The following is a 20971-nucleotide window of genomic DNA, read 5'->3' as shown; positions in this document are numbered from 1 at the left end:
AAGGAGGTTTCATTATGGATTTTAAAAATATTTTTTCCGCCTGGGGCAATGACGGCAAAGAACCTTCAGAGGAACTGCAGCTGTCTGGCTTTAAGGGAGGGCAAAAGCCCGCTGCCTCTGTTTTTAACTGGTTTTGGAGCAAAGTGATGAAAGCGGTAACGGAGTTGCAAACGAAGTTAACAAGCGTGGATAACAATAAAGCGGAAAAATATAATTTTTCCGGCGGTTTTATCGGCGGAGATGAGGCGTCTGCGGAAAGCGGCGGCGCTGTGGGCCAGAACGCATATACCACAGCAGGCGGAGCGGTTGGGTCAGCAGCATTTTCTGGTTCGGGTTTTGCAGGTGGCGAGCTTGCAAAAGTAACCAAGCTTGAAAACAATGTTGAAGTTCCCAAAAATGGCGGGGCAGTGGGGTTCAGTGCTAAAACGGATGATGGATTTGCAGGAGGCAGCAAAGCAGAATCTAAAAACGGCGGCGGAGCGGCAGGGTCAAATGCAAAAACAAACGCTGGCGGCGCTGTGGGATTAAGTGCAATGGCTTATGATTACGGCGGCGCAGTTGGAAATGGTGCGATAGCAGGCTATGGTTTTTCCGGAGGGTATAACGCAAAGGTAAAGCTAATGGAGGGCTATTCACAAAAATATATTGACGCAATTCAACTTGGAAGCGGAACAAATAACAATAAGCAGACACTGCAGGTTTATAACCACACGCTCATGAACGCAGACGGCAAAATACCAGCTGCAAGAATTCCAGACTGCATGGTTGGAATTGAGATAAAAGGGATTGTGCCGAATTCAGAGGAGCTCCCTGCCGGCCCGGCGCCGGGCGACGCCTATATTATTGTGAGCAACGCTGTATTTTATACAGGGCCGGAAGATGAACTTTTGCATTTAGAGTCAGTAGACGGCACATCACGTGTGACCAGCCTTAAAATAACTCCTCCTGAGGGATGTATTGAACCAGAAGATAGGTATGTATGTGCATATGATATTCGAGGCAATAAAATTGGCAGCATCTCATACGAAGGCGGTATATCAGGTTATGGCTGGTATGAGGTTGAAAGTTTTGGCGTGGAATATCCCGATCTTCAAGCGTCGTTTTATTTGGGCGAGTTTCAAAATGGAAGTTTTCCGGAATCCTTAACAGACTCCTATGCAAGAGAAGACATCGCTTACTGGGATGGAACAGCTTGGAAAACACTTGATGAATCTGTTCCGGTAATGAACCAGTGCCGACGGCTGGAGACTTTTTTAACGGAGAGTGCGTCAGACCAGCTTAAAACAACGGGGTTGTATTATGTGGTTTCAGGAAGCGGAGACTCCTTTACACCTTATCTTCTCTTTCACAAGAACAGCGGATATCATCAATATCAAACGAAAATTGACGGAGAAAAAATTTATAAGCGGACGGCTGAAATTCAACGCTATGGCGAAGTTGTCTGGGTTACGGACTGGACTGAAATGTAAAAAAAGATTCCCTCTTTCTGATTGACATACCGTCATATTTATGGTAGACTCAAACTATAAATATAAACATCAGAGGGGGAATCTTTATGATGAGAAAAAAATCATTTTTTGGGTTTGTTTTTGCATTCATGTTTGCAATAATGAATTTGCAAGCCGTGACGGTGCATGCAGCTACGGTTCATGTTGTTGAGGAATGGAACGATTTAAATGGAACGGACGCGCCGATTTGGGCAGACTTTCAAAATGGCGACACCATAAGCCTTGAAAAACTTCCGCCAAGAAAAGAGAACAGTGTGAAGGTTGAAATTCCTTCTGAAATTCATGCTCTTACAATTCGCGGTTTACCGGAGGTAACATATGAATATATTGGATTTACCGCAGCTTCTTATGTTGCTATTACATTAGATAACTTTAATAAACATGATAATACTTCTGGCAGAGTGAGTGATTTATTTACGTTTTCTTCACCAACCGGAAATCAGCTGGTGTTAAAAGGAAAAAATAATGTTGTCGGAAATATTTACGGCAACTTTGAAGTGCTGGGAGACGGTAGTTTTAAACAAAGCTATACGGATGGATATTTTGACGGAATTTGGGGCAATGTTACCTTCAACCACACGGGTTCATTCGAGTCTGTAAGAATTACAGGAGATGTTACGGTGCTGAATTCCGGCACGGTTAAAATTGGCGGTGGGAGAAGCAACGAAAACACCGTGAGCTATGGAGTGGGAGGAAACGTGGTGTGTAAGGCAGGAAACACCACCATTATAGGAGGACAGGGCAAATATTATACCGACGGAGAAAGCGCAGTAAAAGGCAACGTAGTGTTGTACAATGACGCAGCATTAACTCTGATTGGTGGCGACGGTCTTGAGGATTTGGGTCACGGCGGCTACGGCGCCGGAAACGGATTAATTGGAAATCTATTTTTATATGATTCTTCCAGCGCTGTTGTTACCGGAGGAACGGGATCTGCTGGGACAGGCGGAACCGGAGTTGTTGGCAACGTTTATTGCCATGAAAATTCTGTTATAACATGCCGAGGCGGCAACGGAGCAACAATGGGAGATAGCACTTTTTATGGCGACGGGGGAGACGGAGGCACCGGCATTTGCGGCGAGCTTTTTCTCTATGATTTTGCAAAGGCGTCTGTTACAGGCGGCACAGGCGGATCTGTTAATGTTAAATATAACAATTATCAAAGTTATTCTGCCGGAAACGGCGGAATTGGCTTAGAGGGAAAAATCGGCGCTATAAACAGTCTTGTACACTTTACAGCCGCGGGAGGAGAAGGAGGAACAAGCTATTATTACAGCGACGGTGTTTCCGGCAGAGCCACCCGTTTGGAGGAACCTCCTGTGCTGAGCGCAGGCTATGTCAATGCAAATTTTTATGGAACTCGCCCTGTGAATGAAACTGGCGACCCGGTGTTTAAAACCGAACTGGCACTGTTTATTGACCATGAGCCTCTGGCAAATGCGCTTGTTTCGGTTAAGGGCGATAACATGCCGGACTACCGGGCGCATACCGACAGCGACGGCATGCTATATGCCTATCTGCCCCAGGGAACAAATTACACCGTGGTTCACGACCGTTATTCTGCGGAATTGCCCTTTCTCTGGGATAACGACACCAACCAGGCCGCGCTGGAGCTAACACCGGGCGGCGGGGTTTCTGATCCGCCTTACCGCATTCTGGGGCTTAAGTTGAAAGACCAGACAGGAGCAATTTTGTCCTCTGTGCCTGAAACGGGTACGTTTTTGGCGGAACTGGAAGCGGAGAAGTTAAACGACAGCAAGAATAAAGAATATTTCATCATTGCGGTATATGATGAAAACGGGATTTTGCTAAACCTAAGCTATATGTGGGGAGCGGTTCAAACAGGAAAAACTTCGTCATTTGGCTGCTCGGTCAGTATCCCGGCGGGCAGGCATGCAAAGAGTGTGAGGGCCTTTATCTGGGATGAAAATATGAATCCGTTATGCGAAAATGTTGTGATTTAAGTGTGATTTAAAACAAAAAACCTTGAAACAAAATCGTTTCAAGGTTTTTTGTTTATGCCGTGTTCTTGACTAACAAAATAACACAATAGCAGTCCCCTGTGTTATTTTAATATTTTACGAATTACATATTTTACAGGGCCTGTAATATTTTTCGGCCTGTGGTTATTTGATTTTAATTGCGTTGTCTGACTGTGCATACCTGCATTCAGGCGTGTGATAGCAATTTCCTGAAGGAGTAACGTAAACAAACACATTTTCATCTGCAATTTGTTCCTCGATCTGTTCAGCTGTGTTTGACAGCGCGCTTTCTATGGGTGCTGGTATAGCTGCAGCGGTGCTGCCAGAAATGGTTTCTGTCTTTTGAAAGACGAAAATTAAAATCATAGCAAAAATTAAAAGAATGATTGTAACCATCAGCAGCATTACACCGGAACGAGTCGTGTCCGGTGGGTTTAAAACCGCATATACAACAGCGTCTGCTTCAATTTCCGCGGCTACTTCATCCCGGCAATTAAACTCGTTTCCAATATGACCAAGTTCAATATGTGCCAATTCATGCAATATTAGTTTTATTTTGTCATTGTTGTGGCATTCAATGTCAACAAATACAATTTTCAAAGATGTGCATACAGTAAACGCTTTTTTCCCCTTTGCATAATCTAACAGTCCTAAATTTAATAACTGTTCGTTACCGTCATCAGACCCCATGTATAATAGAACATATCCGCGGCGGCTCAATGCTTCTGATAGTCGTTGAATGGTAATCTCCTTACCGAATTCTCTTAAAAATGTCTTGGCAGTTTTCTGTATAATTTTCAACTGATAAATCCCCTTTCAGAGACTACCATTGTGTTATTACTTCTTAAGTAAGCTGAGTTTTCTTGCTTTTAGGCTTACCTTTAAAATCGCCGCCGAAAGCAGCAAGCTGCATCGATTCGTCAGGTTCTAACAGTTTAACCCGTTCCTGTTCACTGAAAATTGTATTCAATACTTTATTTTTTCCTTTTAAATCTAATTTTTTATACTCTTCAATCAACTCGAAATACTCTTTATCAGCCTCGACTGTTGTTTGTTCTGTGCTCTGAGGGGAATATTCTTCCGTTCTGCCCAGCAGATAGTCGACGGAACAGCCGAGATAATCTGCAATTTTTGCAAGGTTGTCTGCTTTTGGCATTGAATTACGCATATTGGACATGGTGTTGAAACCGAGTCCAATGTCCGACAAAAGCTTTTTAACGGAAATACTTTTCTTCTGAGCAAGATTTTTAATTCGGTCAGCTACGTCTTGTGAAATATACACAATAATACACCCCTTATTTTATACATAACAACGAATATCTAAAAATAGAGATAAAATAGTTGACAATCTCTAAAATTAGATATATAATAAAGTTAAAGACAGAGAAATGCCTACCGACAGTTTCGGAATAGTTATATGAGAAGTATGGATAATCTTAATATAACACAGAGAAAAGACTTTGTCAATAATGGTTACAATGAAAAACAGGATAATGTGCCGAAATTTGTAAAAATATAAGACAGTTTGTCCTGGTGTGGTAACGACGCATTCTCCTGCTTTTGTGGCTAAGGAGATTAAAATTTACAAATGATTAAAAGGAGATGAGGACAGGCAGATGGGAAAAAAAATTAAACACAGGCTGCTGGAGCTTGAAAAAAAACAGGTCGACCTGCTATGTGAACTGCGGCGCCGCGGGCATGAGCGTGTGTCGCCCCAGGAATTGAGCTGTTTTATATCTGGCGTTGTCCAAACGCCGAAAAGTGCGGCAGTGCTAAAGTCGGTTTTGGACATTTTGAGTGATTGGGAAAAATTAAAATCATAACGGGAGGACGCATATGAAACTTAAGTTTAGAGAAAGAGCAATAAAAAACGCGGCGGCCCTATTTGTTTTTGCACTGCTGTTTGCGTTGTTTTCCAACCTATTGTCTGGATGCAGGAATAGTGAAATAAAAGTTTACGAGGTGAAAACTTCGTCCGCCGCCGGCAAAACTTTGCAGCCTGGAGGTGAAACGAATAAGCGGATAAAAGATCCTGCTTTAAATGAAACGGTTTACCTCATCATGAGCGAAAATTAAGTACAAGCACAAAGCGGCAGGAAAAAAGCAGGGGTCTTAAGACTCCTGCCTGGTAAGATTTTGAACGTAGTTATGCATTTCCTGTTTCGACTGGATGTTGTGGGTAGCGGTTATCACCGACTGCTTTTGTTCTTCGGTGAGGTTGGCAAAATAGGTCATTGCCTGCTCGTTTTGCGCCAGCGCCATGCCAAAACCCAAAGGTAAATCATCATGTTTTTCCATTTTTATCACCTCAATATTAGGATTTGCAAATTGTTTTATTTTATACAGGCTTGCCTGAAACCAACATGAAGGAGAGGACAACGTTTGGATACGAAAGAGTGGCTTGAAAGGGCCTGGAAAATTGACAACGAAATTGATGCGCTGAGCGACGAGCTGGTTTCAGCAAAAGAGCGTGTGCTGTCTGTTACCGCGCAGTGTGCCGGCGTTAAGGTGCAGACGTCGAAAACGAACCGGTCAGACGAAGCAGTTTTAAAATACATAGAATATAAAAACCGGCTGTCAAAGCGGTTAGATGAGCTTTATGCCGTAAAATCGGAAATTGCAGATGTGATTAGCAAGGTGGGAGACGCCACGTTAAGGACGCTTCTGGAACTGCGTTATTTACGGTATTTTACGTGGGAACAGATTGCAGAAAAGATGGACATGTCTGCCTATTGGATTCGGACATCCCTTCATGCAAAGGCTCTCGGAAAAATTTGTGTCGGCACTTGCTTGCAGCTGCGGCAGAACCCATGTTATGGTGTGAAAAGAGTTTAACGGTGTAGGGCCGGTTTTAAATTGCCGGCGGATGGGCGGCGGGATTTGTTTAAAAAGGATGATGGTGAAATGTGCGGACACGATTGGAGACAGGTAAACGATTGTTTCGTCTGCCTGCGGTGTGGATTGACAAGAACATTTGACGGAAAAATTTTGTTTGACAGAAAGCTGGCGGACATCAATAAAAACCACACAGGACGGCAGGCAAAACGCAGAAAAAAGAGGTGATTTTATGCCGGTTAGCATTATCATTACAATGATGGTTTGCATTACAGTCATTGCACTTGCGCTGATTGGAAGTGCTTCAAAATAAAATAAAATTGGGAGGATGGGTATGACAGCAGAACACACAAGCCCATTTTGGGGAAAGGAGCATCCTGAAAGCGGACAGCCGTCTGAGATTCCGCAGGCGCCAAAAGAGCTTGAACGTCTCATTCAGGCAAGGGCGGACAAAATTACCAGCAAACTGGGAAAAGAAAAGGCAGAGCTGAAAAGAAAGCTGGACCAAACAGAACAAGCTCGGCTGGCTGAAAGCCTGGCTATGCAGACGGAACTTTTGCAAAAAAGCCGCGAAATTGAGTTGCTGAAAGCGGCGCTCAACAGGGCTGAAAACCGCCTGTTTCGCAGACCGCGGCACAGGCGCGTGATAATCTTGAAACTGAAATGAATTTAAAAAAATTAAGACCGCTGTTTTCAGCGGCCTTTTTTGTTACAGCATTGTTTTTGCATACTTTTTAACCGCCATTACCAACGGGGGAATAAACACAAGCTGAATTACAATTCCCGGCACGCCGGACACAACGGCAGTCCAAACGGAAAGCACGGAAACTTTTTCAATGTGAAACAGGTAAACTGCCGCCAGCGTGCAGACAGCATTCACTGCCCGGCCGGCAATCTGCGCGCCGATGAGCGACAAATAAACACGGCCAACGCCGTTGCTGTTTTTTGAAAACAGCCCGGAAAACAGGCCATATGCTGCCAGTTCGAACAGCATAAACGGAAGCTTCACCGGAGCGGGCATGCCTGTAAACAAACAGGAAAGCACCGGCGAGACCACACCTGTAACCAAACCGCATACAGGGCCAATGATGAGGCCTGCCATAAGCACGGGAATGTGCATGGGCAAAAATGTCATTCCTGCGGCTGTGCCAAACATGTGAAACGCCTGGGGCAAAAGCACACCAATAGCACAAAACAGGCCGCACAGCACAATTTTTTTACTTTTCATAAGGATAACCTCCCAACTGTTACGGTTTCATGTTATCATATTCCAGTCTTTTTGTCAAACGTTTCCTGTTTTCATTGACAACCTCCCGGTTGAAATGGTAAAATAAACAATTAAGGATGTGATATATTTGAAACTGTCTGAACTTTTTAAACAGAAAAAAGCAACGCTGTCGTTCGAGGTTTTCCCGCCCAAAAGCTGGGATGCCTACAACAATGTGAAAACGGCAACGGAGGAAATTGCACGTCTATCGCCGGATTTTATGAGCGTAACCTACGGCGCAGGCGGGGGGGCAAGCGCAACATCTGCCTCAATTGCAGAAAATATTTTAAAAAACTTTGGCGTAACGCCTTTGGCGCATTTAACCTGCGTTTCTTCAACCAAACAGGCGGTGCGGGAATATCTTGCAGAGCTTTCAAAAAACGGCATTGAAAATATTTTGGCGCTTCGGGGCGACATTCCAAACGAAGGGCTAACGGTTCAAGAATACCGCTACGCCAGCGAACTGATTTTAGATATTAAGGCGGCGGGCAACTTTTGCATTGGCGGGGCCTGCTACCCGGAGGGACACACGGAGTCTAAAAATCAAAAAGAAGATATTCGTTTTTTAAAAGAAAAGGTGGACATGGGCTGCGACTTTTTAACGACGCAGATGTTTTTTGACAACAATATCTTATATAATTTCTTGTATAAAATTCGTGAAGCAGGCATCAACGTGCCGGTGGTGGCGGGCATTATGCCGGTTACAAACGGCAAGCAGATTCAGCGCATTGTAAAGCTTTCCGGCACCTATCTGCCCCAGCGGTTTAAATCGATTGTAGATCGGTTTGGGGACAATCCGTCTGCAATGAAGCAGGCGGGCATTGCCTATGCCACAGACCAGATTATTGACTTGGTGGCAAACGGCGTGGAAAACGTTCACGTTTACACCATGAACAAGCCGGACGTTGCAGCACAGATTCAAGCTAACTTATCGGAGATTTTAAAATGATTTATGTGCAAACCGCAGATGTCAAAGAAATTGAGATAAGGCACGGGGAAGTGCTGCGGTATTTGGGGTTTGGAAAAAGCAGCCCTGATGCACAAATGCAGCAGCAAATTGAAGCGGTGACGCAGGAGGTGTTTTTAAGCCTTTCCTGCCGGGCGTGCTTTACCCTGTGTGACATTAATGTGAATGGGCAAACAATTGATATCGGCACGTTTCGCGTAAACTCCGCCGGGCTTTCTAAGAACTTAAGAGGCTGTGCGCGTGCAGTTCTGTTCGGCGCGACAGTCGGAGCTGGAGCAGACCGGATCATTGCAAAATATAGCAAACTTTCGCCAGCGGCGGCAGTGATTGCCCAGGCGGCGGGCGCCGCGGCCATTGAAAGCTGGTGCGACCTGTTTTGTGCACGCTTGTCGGATAAACTGAAAGCTGAAACCGTATTTCTTCGTCCGCGGTTCAGCCCGGGATACGGCGATTTTGCTCTTTCCCATCAGCGCGATCTGTTTCGTGTGCTTGAGTGTCCAAAGCAAATTGGTGTGTCGTTAACAGACAGCTTAATGATGACGCCTTCGAAATCCGTTTCGGCGGTGATTGGCATCAGCAGTGAGGATACTCAATGCAATAAGAGCGGCTGTGAAGCCTGTGACAAACGGGAAGACTGTGCATATTCGAGAGGGTGAATTATTTGAACATAAAAGAAAAGATAGAAAACGGAATTGTATATTTTGACGGCGGTATGGGGACGCTTTTGCAGTCTATGGGACTTATGCCCGGCGAATTGCCGGAAATGTGGGGGCTGACCCATCCAGACAAAATTATCGCCGCTCATAAGGCTTATCTTGCGGCGGGATGTGATGTGATTGCAACCAACACCTTTGGCGCAAACAGCTTAAAGTTTAACGGAAAAGACCACATGCCCGACTTAAAAACCGTGGTGCAAATGGCGGTAATGTGTGCAAAAACTGCGGCAAACCAGGCCGGCGGAAAGCAGCGGTATGTTGCTTTGGACGTTGGCCCCACGGGAAAGCTCCTTGCGCCGCTGGGCGACTTGGGCTTTGAACAGGCCGTAAGCATTTTTTCTGAAACCATTCGCATTGGTGCAGAAAGCGGCGCAGACCTGATTTTAATTGAAACCATGAACGACAGCTTTGAAACAAAAGCGGCGGTGCTGGCAGCAAAAGAAACCTGCGATTTGCCGGTGTTTGTCACCAACACCTACGACGAGCAGGGCAAGCTCATGACCGGGGCGGACTGCGCCGCAATGGTTGCCATGCTGGAGGGTCTTAGAGTAGATGCTCTGGGCGTAAACTGCGGCCTGGGACCGGACAAGCTGGCGGCGGTAGTAAAGAGTTTGACGGAATTTGCTTCGGTTCCCGTTATTGTAAACCCCAATGCAGGGCTTCCTGCCTTTGACGGGGAAAAGACGGTTTACGACGTTGGGCCGGAGGAATTTGCCGGTGCCATGGCCGTCTTTTTGGATTTTGGCGTGCATGGTTTAGGCGGCTGCTGCGGCACAACGCCGGAGCATATTTCGGTATTAATTGAAAAAACAAAGGACAAAAAAGCGGTTCCGCTCATGGACAAAAACCGTTCTGTAATTTCTTCCTACACCCACGCAGTGGAGTTTGGAACGGTGCCGGTGTTAATCGGCGAGCGCATTAACCCCACGGGGAAAAGCGCGCTGAAAGCTGCCCTGCGGGAAAATAATTTAGAATATATTTTGAACGAGGGTATAGACCAAATGGAGCGCGGCGCACATGTGCTGGACGTGAATGCCGGCTTGCCGGACATTGACGAAACAGCCATGCTTTCCCGGGTGGTGTTCGAGCTGCAGTCTGTTTGCGGTTTGCCTTTGCAGATTGATACATCAATTCCCGAGGCCATGGAGGCGGCACTCCGCATTTATAACGGCAAGCCCATGATAAATTCCGTTTGTGGCAAGCGCGAGAGCATGGAGACGGTGTTCCCGCTTGCGGCAAAATATGGCGGGCTGATTGTTGGCCTTACGTTAGACGAAAACGGAATACCCGAAACGGCAGAGGGAAGGTTTCAAATTGCACAGAAAATTTATGACACTGCAAAAGAATATGGAATTCCCAAAAAAGATATTATTATCGACACGCTGGCAATGACCATCAGCTCAGACACCTCGTCAGCTTTAGCAACCCTGGGAGCCGTCAGCTTGGTGAAGAAAAACGGCGGACTGACCAGCCTGGGCGTTTCCAACGTTTCGTTTGGCCTTCCGCAAAGAGAACTTGTTAACACCACATTTTTTGCCATGGCGCTGGGCGCGGGACTTGACGCGGCAATTATGAACCCAAAAACCACAGGCATGATGAATGTTTATTTTAGTTTTAATGCGCTGCAAGACAAAGACCCCATGTGTGAAAAATACATTGCCTATGCTGCCCAATCGGACAAGCCAAAGCAGGAAGCAAAGGCAGAAAACAGCGGAAAACCTCTGACAGAGCAGCTAAAAGACGCGGTGATTAAGGGCTTAAAAGAGAATGCTGCTCAAATTACGGAAACGCTGTTAAAAGAGCAGGATTCTCTGTTTATCATTGACAACTGCATTATTCCCGCGCTGGATTTTGTTGGCATTGGGTTTGAGAAAAAGACCACGTTTTTGCCCCAGCTATTGATGAGCGCAGAGAGCGCAAAGGCCTCTTTCGACGTAATAAAACAAAGCATGAAGCCGGGAGCGGGACGGAAGAAAAAGTGTAAAATTGTAATTGCCACAGTTCGTGGCGACATTCACGATATTGGAAAAAACATTGTTAAGGTACTCCTGCAAAACTATGGGTTCGACGTAACGGATTTGGGCAAAGATGTGCCGCCGGAAACAATTGCGGCGGCAGTAGAGGAAACCGGCGCGGCTCTGGTTGGCTTAAGCGCGCTGATGACCACAACCGTTCCGGCAATGGAGGAAACCATTCAATTGTTGAAAACAAAAGCGCCCCATGTAAAAACCGTTGTGGGCGGTGCGGTGATGACCCAAAGTTATGCTGAGCAGATTCATGCAGATAAATATGCCCGAGACGCAATGGAAACCGTGCGGTATGCAGAGCAAATTGAACAGGAAATAGAATAAAATAAAACCATGCCGCAGCGAAACGCTGCGGCATGGTTTTATTTAATGGCTTCAAAAATTAAATCTTTTAGTTTGGGATGAATTTCGCGGGTTAAGCCGCCCAACACGTGCTGAGCATAGAAAAATGAAAGGTGGGTTTCGGGGTCGATAACAGCCAGAGCACCTGCCGCGCCGTCCCACCCAAATTCGCCCAAAGGGCTTATATTGTTGCCCGGAACATTTTTTATTTTTGTCCGCACGCCCAGACCATATCCATAGCCGGGCATGTGGCTAATGTTGGTTTTAAAATCCTTAGAAGAAGCGCCTTCTAAGCGGTTGGTGCGCATCTGGTCGATAGAATGCGGTGTTAAAACCCGGTATCCGTCTTTGGAAACGCCGCCGCAGGCCAAAGCATCTGTAAACAGCGCATAGTCGTCTACGGTAGAAATCAATGCAGCGCCGCCGCTTTCATAAACGTCTGAAATAAAAAAGAAATTTTCTTTTTCAATTTCTACCGGACGTTTGTGCAAAGCCTTGCCGTCATACTGGGCGGAAAGCCGCGCTGTTAAATCCGGCCGGCCGGTTCCCATAACGGAGTTTTTCATACCCAGCGGCGTAAAGATTTCATCCTGAATAAACGCGCTGAACTTTTTTGTGCTAATAACTTCACAAACCGCGGCCAGCACGTCGTGGCACAGGCTATAGTTAAAGTTTGTGCCTGGCTCAAACAACAATGGCTCCTGCGACAACGCGCAAATTGCCTCCCTGGTGGAAAGGTGCGGGTTGTTCGCCTTTGCTTTTTTTATGCTTTCACAGTTCGTGTCATAAGAAAAACCGCCCTGCATGGCAAACAGGTGCCAAATTTTTAACGTGTTTTTGGCTTTATGCAGCCCAGTCCCGTCGTTTACGGTGAGGTGGGCAAATTCCGGCAGAAAGTTTGACACAGGGGCATCTAAGTCCATTTTCCCCTGCTCAACCAGTCGCATGGCCGCGGTGCAGGTGATGACTTTGGTGGTGGAATACATAAAATATGTATCTGTGCCGTCAACTGTCTTTTCCCGTTTTGCATCTTTAAATCCGGCATAGCCGCGGTAAATTCTTTGATGGTTTTGATACACCGAAACTTCTGCCGCCGGAACAAAATAGTCTGTTTCCAAACGTTTTAAAAACACATCCACTTTTTCAAAATTCATTGTTACCCCTCCTTTGCCTTTTATCATACCGCGAAATAGCCCTGTTTGTCAATCAATTCTTGACAGGAACGTGGTTTTGGGGTAAAATAATATCAAGCAATTAACGAAAGAGGAGAAAGTCGATATGTTAGACATTAAATTCATCAAAGAAAACCCGGAACTTGTGAAAGAGAATATCCGCAAAAAGTTTGAAGACCACAAGCTGCCGCTGGTTGATGAAGTGATTGCGTTTTATGACAGAAAACGAGAAATTACAGGGAATGCGGACATGCTCCGCGCAAACCGCAATAAAATCAGCAAGGAAATCGGTGGGCTGATGGCGCAGGGAAAGCGAGACGAGGCTGAGGCGTTGAAACAAAAGGTAAGCGACCAAGCCGAGGAACTGAAAAGTCTTGCTCAGGAGGAATCTGAGCTGGAAGTGAAAATCAGAGAAATTATGATGAAAATTCCAAACATCATCGATGCTTCTGTTCCCATTGGTAAAAACGACGAGGAAAACGTGGAGGTGGAGCAGTTCGGCGCACAAACGAAGCCGGATTTTGAAGTTCCTTACCACATGGATATTATGGAAAAGTTCTCCGGCATTGACAAAGAGTCGGCCGGTCGCGTGGCAGGCGAAGGGTTTTATTACCTGATGGGCGACATTGCAAGGCTTCACAGCGCAGTGCTGGCCTATGCCCGGGATTTTATGATTGACAAAGGATTTGTTTACCACATTCCACCGTTTATGATTCGGAGCAACGTGGTGACGGGCGTTATGAGTTTTGAAGAAATGGACGCCATGATGTATAAAATAGAGGGCGAAGACCTTTATTTAATCGGCACCAGTGAACATTCCATGATCGGAAAGTTCATTGACACCATCACGCCGGAGGAAAAGCTGCCGCTTACGCTCACCAGCTATTCGCCCTGTTTTCGAAAGGAAAAGGGTGCACACGGCATTGAAGAGCGCGGCATTTACCGCATTCATCAGTTTGAAAAGCAGGAGATGATCGTGGTTTGCAAGCCGGAAGAAAGCATGGACTGGTTCCACAAAATGTGGAGCTACAGCGTTGAGCTGTTCCGCTCGCTGGACATTCCGGTGCGTACCTTAGAGTGCTGTTCCGGCGATTTGGCGGATTTAAAAGTGAAATCCTACGATGTGGAGGCGTGGTCGCCCAAACAGCAGAAATATTTTGAGGTGTGCTCCTGCTCAAATTTAGGCGACGCACAAGCCCGCCGTTTAGGAATTCGTGTTAAGGGTGAGGACGGGAAAAAATATTTGGCGCACACCTTGAACAACACGGTGGTGGCGCCGCCCAGAATGCTCATTGCATTTTTAGAAAATAACCTGCAGTTCGACGGCGTGCACTACAGCGTGAAAATTCCTGAGGCGCTGCGTCCTTACATGGGCGGCAAAGAACGGATTACCGAAGTTTAAAACACAGCAAGCGCGGAAGTAAACTTTCGCGCTTCAATTTTGAAAAAAGGAGATTTGAAATGAAAAAATTAACTGCACTCGTGCTTTCGGTTTTGCTTCTGTTTGGTACGGCGCCCCTCGCCTTTGCACAAGACCACGTGCAGGCATATTGGCCGCTGCACGACGAATATAACGCGGCGCTTTCCAGCGGCGACGCAGACAGGATTATTCAGGCGGTGAAAGCAATTGAGGCCCTTTATGCCCAGCCCCAGAACAAATCCCAGCGCTCCGCCGTTACATGGGGTCAGCAGAAATGCGCTCAGCTTTACGAGCAAAACGGCGACTTTGTAAACGCAAAAGCCTATTATGAAAAGTTTTTGGAAAACGTGACGTGGCTGAACAATAACGGCGAGAATTACGCTGACAGCATAAAAACCACAAAAGCCATTTTAAACCATTTGAGCCTTGCGCCCCAGGTGTATGTTGAAGCGGAGTATCCGGCGGACGTACCCCATTTCGGTGCAAAGCATGAGCCGGCAAACGGCGTGTTTTTCGGCACCTGTGACCCGTTCACACCGGATGAAACCGCTTTCCTTTTATATGTGGAATATTTTTCACAGACGGTGGAGATGTTTTCTTACCTCCTGCCGGGGGATAAATCCATTCCGGTGGAAATTGCCTGGAACGTGCCGGAAAATTTAGAGAGCTTAGAGCGTGTGGCAAGCGGTGAAAGCGACAGCTATATGATTGAAAACTTAAAATTCATTGCATCAGACGGCAGGCCGGTGCTTTTGCGGTTCGCCGCAGAGGCCAACTGCTGGGACATTCCGGAGGACGCAGAAAGCAGAAGATATTTTATTGAAACCTTTCAAAAGGCGTTTCGCAGGGTGTCAGATTTTGCGCGGCAATATGCGCCAAATGCGGCAATGCTGTTTTCGCCAAACGATATTTCCAACTGGAACACCAGCGCCCGGGAGTTTTATCCCGGTGACGAATATGTGGACTGGATTGGTCTTTCCATGTATGACAATTTAGACCCCAACGCAACCTTTGCGCCTGGAGACGGAGTAGACGCTTTTTATTGCCGGGGCCTGTTTGACAATCCCCTGGTTAAGGTGCGGGAAGTGATTGAAACGGTGAGCGCAAACAAGCCGATTTTAATCAGCGAGTGCGGTTTTGCCTATAATGACCCTGCTGGAAACCAGACGGAGGAGCATGCGGTTCGGAAACTGAAAGAATTTTATTCCTACGTCACCATGGTTTATCCCCAGGTAAAGGGCGTAATGTATTTTAACAAAGATATGGAGAAGGACTTTAGCCTGACAGGAAACGCCGCTTTGAGCGAGGCCTACAGGCAGGCGGTGGCTCAGAATGTGGCGCTTCAGTCTTCTGTTACGGGGAGCACACGGGGCTATACAAGATTTTCTACCATTAACGAATCGTTAGACAGCTTAAATCTTTCGGTATATGCGTCATATCCTACGCAGGAGCCGGTTTCTGTGTCTTACACCATCGACGGCGGGCACATTCCGTCAGAGGAAGCGCTTCCGTTTCGGGCGCGGGTAGATGTCGGCAGCCTTACGCCGGGAAAGCACACTCTGGGCGTGGCAATTTCCTGCGCGAACACCTATGAGACGTTTTTCTACGATTTTTATGTGGGGAAAAACGGTTTTGTGAGCACCGTTCCTTTTGAAAACGACATTGCGGTGACTGTAAACGGCGAAAGAGTGAAGTTTGACGCCCGCCCGCGGATTATTGACGATCGAACGCTGGTGCCGCTGAGAGCCATTTTTGAGGCGCTGGGCGCACAGGTTAACTGGAACGCGGACACAAAAACGGTTACTGCCGAGCGGCAGGAAACGCAGGTGAGCCTGACCATTGGAAGCAATGCCCTGTTTGTAAATGGAGAGCAAAAGACGCTGGATGTTCCGGCGCAAATTATACAGGACAGAACGCTGGTGCCTGTCCGTGCCATTGCAGAATCGTTTCGCTGCATCGTAGATTGGGACGGCGAGCGGCAAATGGTTATGGTAACTGAAAACTAATAAAAAAGACATGTAACTTTAGAGGAACGCCGATAAGGAGGTATCATTATGAAAATTGCACTTGCCTCGGCGCGTATGATTGACCGAGATATCAATTATAATTTGTCACAGTTGCAACGGTATATGAAAGAAGCCAAAGCAAACGGCGCAGACATCGTATGCTTTGGCGAAGCCTTTCTGCAAGGATTCAATGTGCTTTCGTGGCAGTATGAAGAAGATAGAAAAATAGCATTAACCACTTCGTCGCAGGTATTTATGCAAATTAAGGCGTTGACCAAGAAATTTGGCATTGACGTTTTATTTGGATATAACGAGCTTGAAGAAGATACCCTTTATTCATCCTGCGCTCTGATTGCAGACGGTGAAATCTTTCATAACTATCGTCGTATTTCAAGAGGATGGAAAGAATACTCTAAAACGGATGGACATTACAAAGAGGGTTCGACGGTTGAAGTCTTTGACTATAAAGGTAAAAAATGTGTCATTGGTTTGTGTGGTGATCTTTGGGATTACCCCGAAAGATTTGCGCTTGGAGAAGATCTTCTTTTGTGGCCCGTATATGTGTGCTGGACAAAAGAAGAATGGGAAAACGGCGGTAAACTCGAATATGCAGAGCAAGCGAAACTGTGTTGCGAGAATTCGCTATATATCAACTCCATTTGCGAGGGTGATGCCATCGGTGGTGCGGCTCAATTCTTCAGGGGAAACATTCCAAGAGAACTACCGATCCTCAAGGAAGGATTGATAGTCATAGATATTTAAGAGGTAGAACAACAAAGAAAAAGCAAAACGACATAGCTTTATGACTATGCCGCCCTGTGTGAATAGAATTACTTCCTTATGGGGTTGTAACTTTCGTTACATGTCTTTTTTATTATCGTTTGCTTAATTCTTCGTAAACTTCATTATAATAAAGCGCATTTTCCACAGGAGTGTTTGGCGGAATATGATTTCCCACCGCCATAAAAAAACCGGGACAGTTTTTGCCAATATCCATGCACCGTTTCACTTCGTTATAAATGTCCTCTTTTGTGCCGCCGAGCAAAATGCGGGTGTCCGCATTGCCGACAAAGGCATGGGTTTTGCCATATTTTTCGGCAATATAACGCATGTCTGTTGTGGGTTCCATGACGAAACCGTGAATGCCGCAGCCGGCAATGTCGTCGATAAACTCTGTATAAGTTCCATCGGACGTAAAAAGAATTTTCTTTCCGCTCTCAATTAAGGGAGCAAACATTTTTTTGTAATTGGGGAACACATATTTCCGATACCAGTCGGGATGAAGAAACGGGCCTTCCGTCCAGACAATGTCGTCGTGAATCATAACCACAGGCACGTTGCTGTTGGCAAGCGCCAAAAAATGCTGGCCGATCCAATCCGTATATCGGTTGGTGAGCTCGCCAAACGCTTTTGGGTCTGTCCCTGCGGCATATAAAAGCATTTCCCAACCGAACATTTCAATTAAACCAGAAATGCACGTGATATATATGCCGGTCATATGAACCCCGTCGGGATAATCGTTTACATTGTTCTGATAATGTTCTTCAAACTGCTTCGTCATTTCGCTGATTGAAATTTCACCGTATTCGTTTAATGGGTCAAAATTTAGAACGTCTTCAGGCTCGTGAAACGGACATGCCCTGTTATCAATGAAATCTGCACCTTCATCACGATAGGCTGCATGCCCCATGTTTGTTTTAAGCCCCGTCAAAAATCCGCTTCCGACTAAGGTAGACCACTTAAGGTCATAATTCCAGGCTTTCATAAAATTTCGTGAAGCGGTTTTCTTTTCTTCCTCGCCGCTTTTCTCTGTAACATTTGTGCCCAAAACCTTGTTAACCAAATCCCAATGAAACTCTGCGGAATATTCCGTTCTCGGCACCCGATCCGGCATTTCTAAGTTCAAAGCTGCCATTCCATCGCTGATAGACATTTGAATTCCTTCCCTTTCTTTTTACAATAACGGCGGTTATTCAACTACGCTGCTGTTCATGAGCGGCGCAACATACAGGTTAAAAATAAGTTCCTGTTCGGTAATTTCGCTTAAAGCAGGGAGGGGAAGCCGTTTAATGATATGGTACCCATACTCCGACTTTACAGGTTTGCTGATTTCTCCAATCTTTAAGGAATAAGCGGCTGTTTCAAAAGCGTCAATCATTTCCCCTTTTGAAAACACATATCCATCCGGATTGTTAATCACACCTGGATCTTCACCAAAGTCTTCAATCAGCTTGTCAAAATCCGCGACGGAGGCAGCTTGTTCATACGCCTTTGTTGCCGTGGCTTGCTGTTCGCTGTCTGTTCCGCTGCGGATTAAAATGTGTTTCGCGCAGATATAATCGGTTTCATAAGCATTTTGTACCTCACTTGCGCTGTAAACCGAGTCGATATACGCAAAGCCTTTTTCCTCGTTCTCCATTAAAAGGGCAAACGCGCCTATGGTAAAAGGAAGGTTTTCGTCATACTGTTCCAGCGCCAGGTTAATGGCCTGGTCGCTTTGCTGGGTCAGTCCCACTGAAGCCTTATCCGCGGCAACAGAAAGCACGGCGTTTTTTAAAAGATAAGCTTTGGTGCTGTTGGTTAAGTCCACGCCGGTTAGCTCGGGCGTTGCCAGAACATAGCGCATTGCTTCATATTCCGGATAGGTCACCGCCTTGCCGTTCACCGTCATGTAATCTGCGCGGTCGCAGACCAAAACGCTTCTCGTTCTGGGAACAAAATTTACGTTGTAGCCCAGGGCTTCAGAAACGAAGCGCACCGGAACAAACGTTGTGTCGCTTACAATGCAGGGCGCGGCGTCAAGAGCAGTTTCAGTTCCGTCTACATTTGCCGTGAGGCTGTCAATGGTAAGTTTAACCGTTTTGCTGTCTTTGCTAATGGTCACAGTCCTTGTATTTGGGTCCCAGGAAACAAGGCTGCCAAAGCTTTCCGAAACGGCACGGACGGGAATCATCGTCCTGTCATTTTGAATGAAGGGGGCAGCCAAAAGGGCATTGGTTTCCTTTTCATATTTGTCGATTGATGCATAGGTAGGTTTGTCAATAATAAATTCAACTGTTTTCGCATAGGCACAGGTGGAGAACATGAAAGTTACTGCTGAAAAAATAAGTGCAATTCGTTTAAACATAGTTCCTCCTAAAGCAGATAATCCGATATTTCATTTCGCTTAGGCGGCCGGCTTGCAGCCAAGTCTTCAGAAAGCCAGCTGATCAGCAAATCTTCTGAAAGCTCGCCGCGCTGAAACTGCGCATGCTTTAACGACGCTTCGGCCATCCAGCGTGCAAATTCGTTTTCCGAAAGCTGGCCTCTGCTCTTTAAATACCGGTTGTGTTTCGTAATTTTATCATATAGTTTCTTCACGCGGTCAGACCGGCTGTGTTTGCGGTATAGTCTGTGGGCACCAATTTTTTTGCAGGAAAAACCGTCTGCTCCCACTCTGTCGCAGTAGACCGAATCGCTTCTGCCTGAGGGGAAAAAATAACCGCCGCAGTGTTCACATTTTTTTAAAGGCTTACCGCGGCTCAACGCTGCCACAAGTTCTAAAGCCAGAAGATTTCGGGCAGATTCTAAATAAAACGCTAAAACTACTTCGCCGGAAACCGTTTCCAATGACATTTGAAACATTCTGTTTGTATACAGCTTGTCCGTTCTGCCTTTGTCAAGCGCACTGACTAAAGTTCGCGGCGAGTTGATATCCAATTCAAACAGCCTGTCCAGCTCTGTGCGGACCAGTGTTTGAAACGTGGATTCTTCAAAATCGTCAAAAAAAGTGTATGGGTTTATCATACTGCTCTTTTCACCGATTGTGGTAAGCGCCGCCCCAGCGGTAAACTCCGCCTTTTTCCTTCCTTCTGGAGCAAGAGTAATGACACCGTCTTTTAAGTACGCTTTTATCAAAATGTTTAGCCTTCTTTCAAAAAACTATATATAATAAAGATTACCATATTAAAAACGTACTTGTCAATAGTTTCGCAAAGAAAAAGCATTTTCATTACATTTCACATTTTAACCGATTTCGGAAACCATTTAATATTTTCTTTTCCAGTCTTGACACCTGCACCTGGGAGATTCCCAGCTTTTTTGCCACGTCGGACTGGGTTTTTTCAAGAAAATACCGCATAATGATAATGGTTTGTTCCCTTTGGGGCAAATCGGCCACTGCAGATTTTAAATCCAGCCTGTCTAGTAAATCGCTTTCGTTTTCTTTGCTGGGCAAAAAGTCTGCCAGGGTTTTGTTTCCATCTGCGCGGACAGCAAAAAAAGACTCCGGCGGCACAGAGGCCTCCCGTGCCTGAACAACCTCCTCCGGTGGAACGCCTAACGCTTGTGCAATTTCCAACACGCCCGGAACCCTGCCTTCTTTTTGCTGCACCTCCTCAATGACGCGGGCAGCCTCAGCGGCGGTGTGCTTTATCGTTCGGCTGACCTTCACCGGGCCGTCGTCGCGCAAAAACCGTTTAATCTCTCCCATAATCAGAGGAACGGCATAGGTGGAGAAGCGCAGGTTAAACGAAATGTCAAATTTTTCAATAGCTTTTAAAAGGCCAATGGCGCCCACTTGGTTTAAATCCTCGTCGTCGTAGCCTCTGCCGTAGAACCTGCGTGCAACGCTGTAAACAAGCCCCATGTTATCCTCAGCCAGCTTGTTTTTTGCCTTCTCGTCCCCAGACTGGGCCTTTTCAATTAGCTCATATGTTTGTTTGCTTCCATACTGTTCCACGTTTGCACC

General features: G+C 46.1%; 22 protein-coding genes. 13 read left to right on the top strand and 9 right to left on the bottom strand.

All coding sequences use genetic code 11. The features are described 5' to 3' along the window. Positions 1–14: 14 nt before the first annotated feature. Together H8698_RS12625 and H8698_RS12620 are read left to right on the top strand one after the other, a co-directional pair. Complete coding sequence (locus H8698_RS12625; RefSeq protein ID WP_249313812.1) at positions 15–1469, top strand: hypothetical protein; 1455 nt, start codon at positions 15–17, stop codon at positions 1467–1469. Positions 1470–1555: 86 nt separating this feature from the next. Further along, positions 1556–3472, top strand: coding sequence for a hypothetical protein (locus tag H8698_RS12620; protein WP_249313811.1), 1917 nt, complete (start codon positions 1556–1558; stop codon positions 3470–3472). A 162-nt stretch (positions 3473–3634) separates the two neighbouring features. Here H8698_RS12620 and H8698_RS12615 read toward each other — a convergent pair whose 3' ends face one another. Both H8698_RS12615 and H8698_RS12610 read right to left on the bottom strand, forming a co-directional pair. After that, the gene (locus tag H8698_RS12615) at positions 3635–4291 is read right to left on the bottom strand and encodes a hypothetical protein (RefSeq protein WP_249313810.1); all 657 of its coding nucleotides are present in this window, start codon (positions 4289–4291) and stop codon (positions 3635–3637) included. A gap of 43 nt (positions 4292–4334) precedes the next feature. After that, positions 4335–4772, bottom strand: a complete 438-nt coding sequence (locus H8698_RS12610) for a helix-turn-helix domain-containing protein (RefSeq protein WP_177679116.1) — start codon at positions 4770–4772, stop codon at positions 4335–4337. Positions 4773–5106: 334 nt separating this feature from the next. On the opposite strand from H8698_RS12610, the gene H8698_RS12605 reads away from it, so the two are divergent. Both H8698_RS12605 and H8698_RS12600 read left to right on the top strand, forming a co-directional pair. Beyond that, positions 5107–5313 carry a hypothetical protein gene (locus tag H8698_RS12605; protein WP_249313809.1) on the top strand — a complete coding sequence of 69 codons (207 nt, stop codon included), beginning with the start codon at positions 5107–5109 and terminating at the stop codon, positions 5311–5313. A 13-nt stretch (positions 5314–5326) separates the two neighbouring features. Continuing rightward, complete coding sequence (locus tag H8698_RS12600) at positions 5327–5566, top strand: hypothetical protein (RefSeq protein ID WP_249313808.1); 240 nt, start codon at positions 5327–5329, stop codon at positions 5564–5566. A 36-nt stretch (positions 5567–5602) separates the two neighbouring features. Here the strand turns inward: H8698_RS12600 and H8698_RS12595 are convergent, their stop codons facing one another. Beyond that, the gene (locus H8698_RS12595; protein ID WP_249313807.1) at positions 5603–5788 is read right to left on the bottom strand and encodes a hypothetical protein; all 186 of its coding nucleotides are present in this window, start codon (positions 5786–5788) and stop codon (positions 5603–5605) included. 84 nt (positions 5789–5872) lie between these two features. On the opposite strand from H8698_RS12595, the gene H8698_RS12590 reads away from it, so the two are divergent. The 3 genes from H8698_RS12590 (at position 5873) to H8698_RS12580 (ending at position 6992) form a co-directional block, all read left to right on the top strand. Continuing rightward, positions 5873–6325, top strand: a complete 453-nt coding sequence (locus tag H8698_RS12590; protein WP_249313806.1) for a DUF1492 domain-containing protein — start codon at positions 5873–5875, stop codon at positions 6323–6325. A gap of 45 nt (positions 6326–6370) precedes the next feature. Next, the gene (locus H8698_RS12585; RefSeq protein WP_177679107.1) at positions 6371–6553 is read left to right on the top strand and encodes a hypothetical protein; all 183 of its coding nucleotides are present in this window, start codon (positions 6371–6373) and stop codon (positions 6551–6553) included. Positions 6554–6659: 106 nt separating this feature from the next. Beyond that, on the top strand, positions 6660–6992 hold the full coding sequence (locus H8698_RS12580; protein WP_249313805.1) for a hypothetical protein: 333 nt from the start codon (positions 6660–6662) through the stop codon (positions 6990–6992). Between the two features lie 42 nt (positions 6993–7034). Here H8698_RS12580 and H8698_RS12575 read toward each other — a convergent pair whose 3' ends face one another. Beyond that, positions 7035–7553, bottom strand: a complete 519-nt coding sequence (locus H8698_RS12575; RefSeq protein WP_249313804.1) for an ECF transporter S component — start codon at positions 7551–7553, stop codon at positions 7035–7037. 127 nt (positions 7554–7680) lie between these two features. Here H8698_RS12575 and metF point away from each other — a divergent pair, with 127 nt between their 5' ends. The 3 genes from metF to H8698_RS12560 are packed head-to-tail and all read left to right on the top strand — an operon-like array spanning position 7681 to position 11626. Continuing rightward, positions 7681–8541 (top strand): methylenetetrahydrofolate reductase [NAD(P)H], encoded by an 861-nt coding sequence (gene metF / locus H8698_RS12570; RefSeq protein ID WP_177679101.1) that lies wholly within the window; start codon positions 7681–7683, stop codon positions 8539–8541. Then, on the top strand, positions 8538–9215 hold the full coding sequence (locus H8698_RS12565) for a vitamin B12 dependent-methionine synthase activation domain-containing protein (protein ID WP_249313803.1): 678 nt from the start codon (positions 8538–8540) through the stop codon (positions 9213–9215). The genes metF and H8698_RS12565 overlap by 4 nt, the downstream gene beginning before the upstream one ends. Positions 9216–9220: 5 nt before the next feature. After that, a complete protein-coding gene (locus tag H8698_RS12560; protein WP_346726849.1) occupies positions 9221–11626 on the top strand; it encodes a homocysteine S-methyltransferase family protein in 2406 nt (801 codons plus the stop codon). Positions 11627–11664: 38 nt separating this feature from the next. Here the strand turns inward: H8698_RS12560 and H8698_RS12555 are convergent, their stop codons facing one another. After that, the gene (locus H8698_RS12555) at positions 11665–12798 is read right to left on the bottom strand and encodes a serine hydrolase domain-containing protein (RefSeq protein WP_249313802.1); all 1134 of its coding nucleotides are present in this window, start codon (positions 12796–12798) and stop codon (positions 11665–11667) included. 124 nt (positions 12799–12922) lie between these two features. On the opposite strand from H8698_RS12555, the gene serS reads away from it, so the two are divergent. From serS to H8698_RS12540, 3 genes are read left to right on the top strand one after another with little or no spacing between them, the layout of a single operon-like run. Then, positions 12923–14218 (top strand): serine--tRNA ligase, encoded by a 1296-nt coding sequence (serS, locus tag H8698_RS12550; protein ID WP_249313801.1) that lies wholly within the window; start codon positions 12923–12925, stop codon positions 14216–14218. Between the two features lie 59 nt (positions 14219–14277). Then, entirely contained in the window at positions 14278–16242 is a 1965-nt protein-coding gene (locus tag H8698_RS12545) for a stalk domain-containing protein (RefSeq protein WP_249313800.1), read from the top strand. A gap of 48 nt (positions 16243–16290) precedes the next feature. Beyond that, a complete protein-coding gene (locus H8698_RS12540) occupies positions 16291–17004 on the top strand; it encodes a carbon-nitrogen hydrolase family protein (RefSeq protein WP_249313799.1) in 714 nt (237 codons plus the stop codon). Between the two features lie 112 nt (positions 17005–17116). Here H8698_RS12540 and H8698_RS12535 read toward each other — a convergent pair whose 3' ends face one another. The 4 genes from H8698_RS12535 to H8698_RS12520 form a co-directional block, all read right to left on the bottom strand. Beyond that, a complete protein-coding gene (locus tag H8698_RS12535) occupies positions 17117–18175 on the bottom strand; it encodes a uroporphyrinogen decarboxylase family protein (protein WP_249313798.1) in 1059 nt (352 codons plus the stop codon). Positions 18176–18211: 36 nt separating this feature from the next. Further along, on the bottom strand, positions 18212–19369 hold the full coding sequence (locus H8698_RS12530; RefSeq protein WP_249313797.1) for a stalk domain-containing protein: 1158 nt from the start codon (positions 19367–19369) through the stop codon (positions 18212–18214). Positions 19370–19377: 8 nt separating this feature from the next. After that, a complete protein-coding gene (locus H8698_RS12525) occupies positions 19378–20139 on the bottom strand; it encodes a DUF6076 domain-containing protein (protein WP_177680078.1) in 762 nt (253 codons plus the stop codon). A 94-nt stretch (positions 20140–20233) separates the two neighbouring features. Continuing rightward, a complete protein-coding gene (locus H8698_RS12520; RefSeq protein ID WP_249313796.1) occupies positions 20234–20962 on the bottom strand; it encodes a SigB/SigF/SigG family RNA polymerase sigma factor in 729 nt (242 codons plus the stop codon). Positions 20963–20971: the final 9 nt, after the last annotated feature.

This window comes from Congzhengia minquanensis, from assembly GCF_014384785.1.
Lineage (GTDB): Bacteria > Bacillota > Clostridia > UBA1381 > UBA9506 > Congzhengia > Congzhengia minquanensis.
The sequence above is the reverse complement of the archived record's forward strand: the minus strand, read 5'-3'. Positions and strand labels throughout refer to the sequence as shown.

Excerpts from the sequence above, each read along its gene's own strand:
- H8698_RS12625 (WP_249313812.1), top strand. The coding sequence starts at position 15 with ATGGATTTTAAAAATATTTTTTCCGCCTGGGGCAATGACGGCAAAGAA.
- H8698_RS12620 (WP_249313811.1), top strand. The coding sequence starts at position 1,556 with ATGATGAGAAAAAAATCATTTTTTGGGTTTGTTTTTGCATTCATGTTT.
- H8698_RS12605 (WP_249313809.1), top strand. The coding sequence starts at position 5,107 with ATGGGAAAAAAAATTAAACACAGGCTGCTGGAGCTTGAAAAAAAACAG.
- H8698_RS12600 (WP_249313808.1), top strand. The coding sequence starts at position 5,327 with ATGAAACTTAAGTTTAGAGAAAGAGCAATAAAAAACGCGGCGGCCCTA.
- H8698_RS12595 (WP_249313807.1), bottom strand. The coding sequence starts at position 5,788 with ATGGAAAAACATGATGATTTACCTTTGGGTTTTGGCATGGCGCTGGCG.
- H8698_RS12580 (WP_249313805.1), top strand. The coding sequence starts at position 6,660 with ATGACAGCAGAACACACAAGCCCATTTTGGGGAAAGGAGCATCCTGAA.
- H8698_RS12575 (WP_249313804.1), bottom strand. The coding sequence starts at position 7,553 with ATGAAAAGTAAAAAAATTGTGCTGTGCGGCCTGTTTTGTGCTATTGGT.
- H8698_RS12565 (WP_249313803.1), top strand. The coding sequence starts at position 8,538 with ATGATTTATGTGCAAACCGCAGATGTCAAAGAAATTGAGATAAGGCAC.
- H8698_RS12555 (WP_249313802.1), bottom strand. The coding sequence starts at position 12,798 with ATGAATTTTGAAAAAGTGGATGTGTTTTTAAAACGTTTGGAAACAGAC.
- serS (WP_249313801.1), top strand. The coding sequence starts at position 12,923 with ATGTTAGACATTAAATTCATCAAAGAAAACCCGGAACTTGTGAAAGAG.
- H8698_RS12545 (WP_249313800.1), top strand. The coding sequence starts at position 14,278 with ATGAAAAAATTAACTGCACTCGTGCTTTCGGTTTTGCTTCTGTTTGGT.
- H8698_RS12540 (WP_249313799.1), top strand. The coding sequence starts at position 16,291 with ATGAAAATTGCACTTGCCTCGGCGCGTATGATTGACCGAGATATCAAT.
- H8698_RS12535 (WP_249313798.1), bottom strand. The coding sequence starts at position 18,175 with ATGTCTATCAGCGATGGAATGGCAGCTTTGAACTTAGAAATGCCGGAT.
- H8698_RS12530 (WP_249313797.1), bottom strand. The coding sequence starts at position 19,369 with ATGTTTAAACGAATTGCACTTATTTTTTCAGCAGTAACTTTCATGTTC.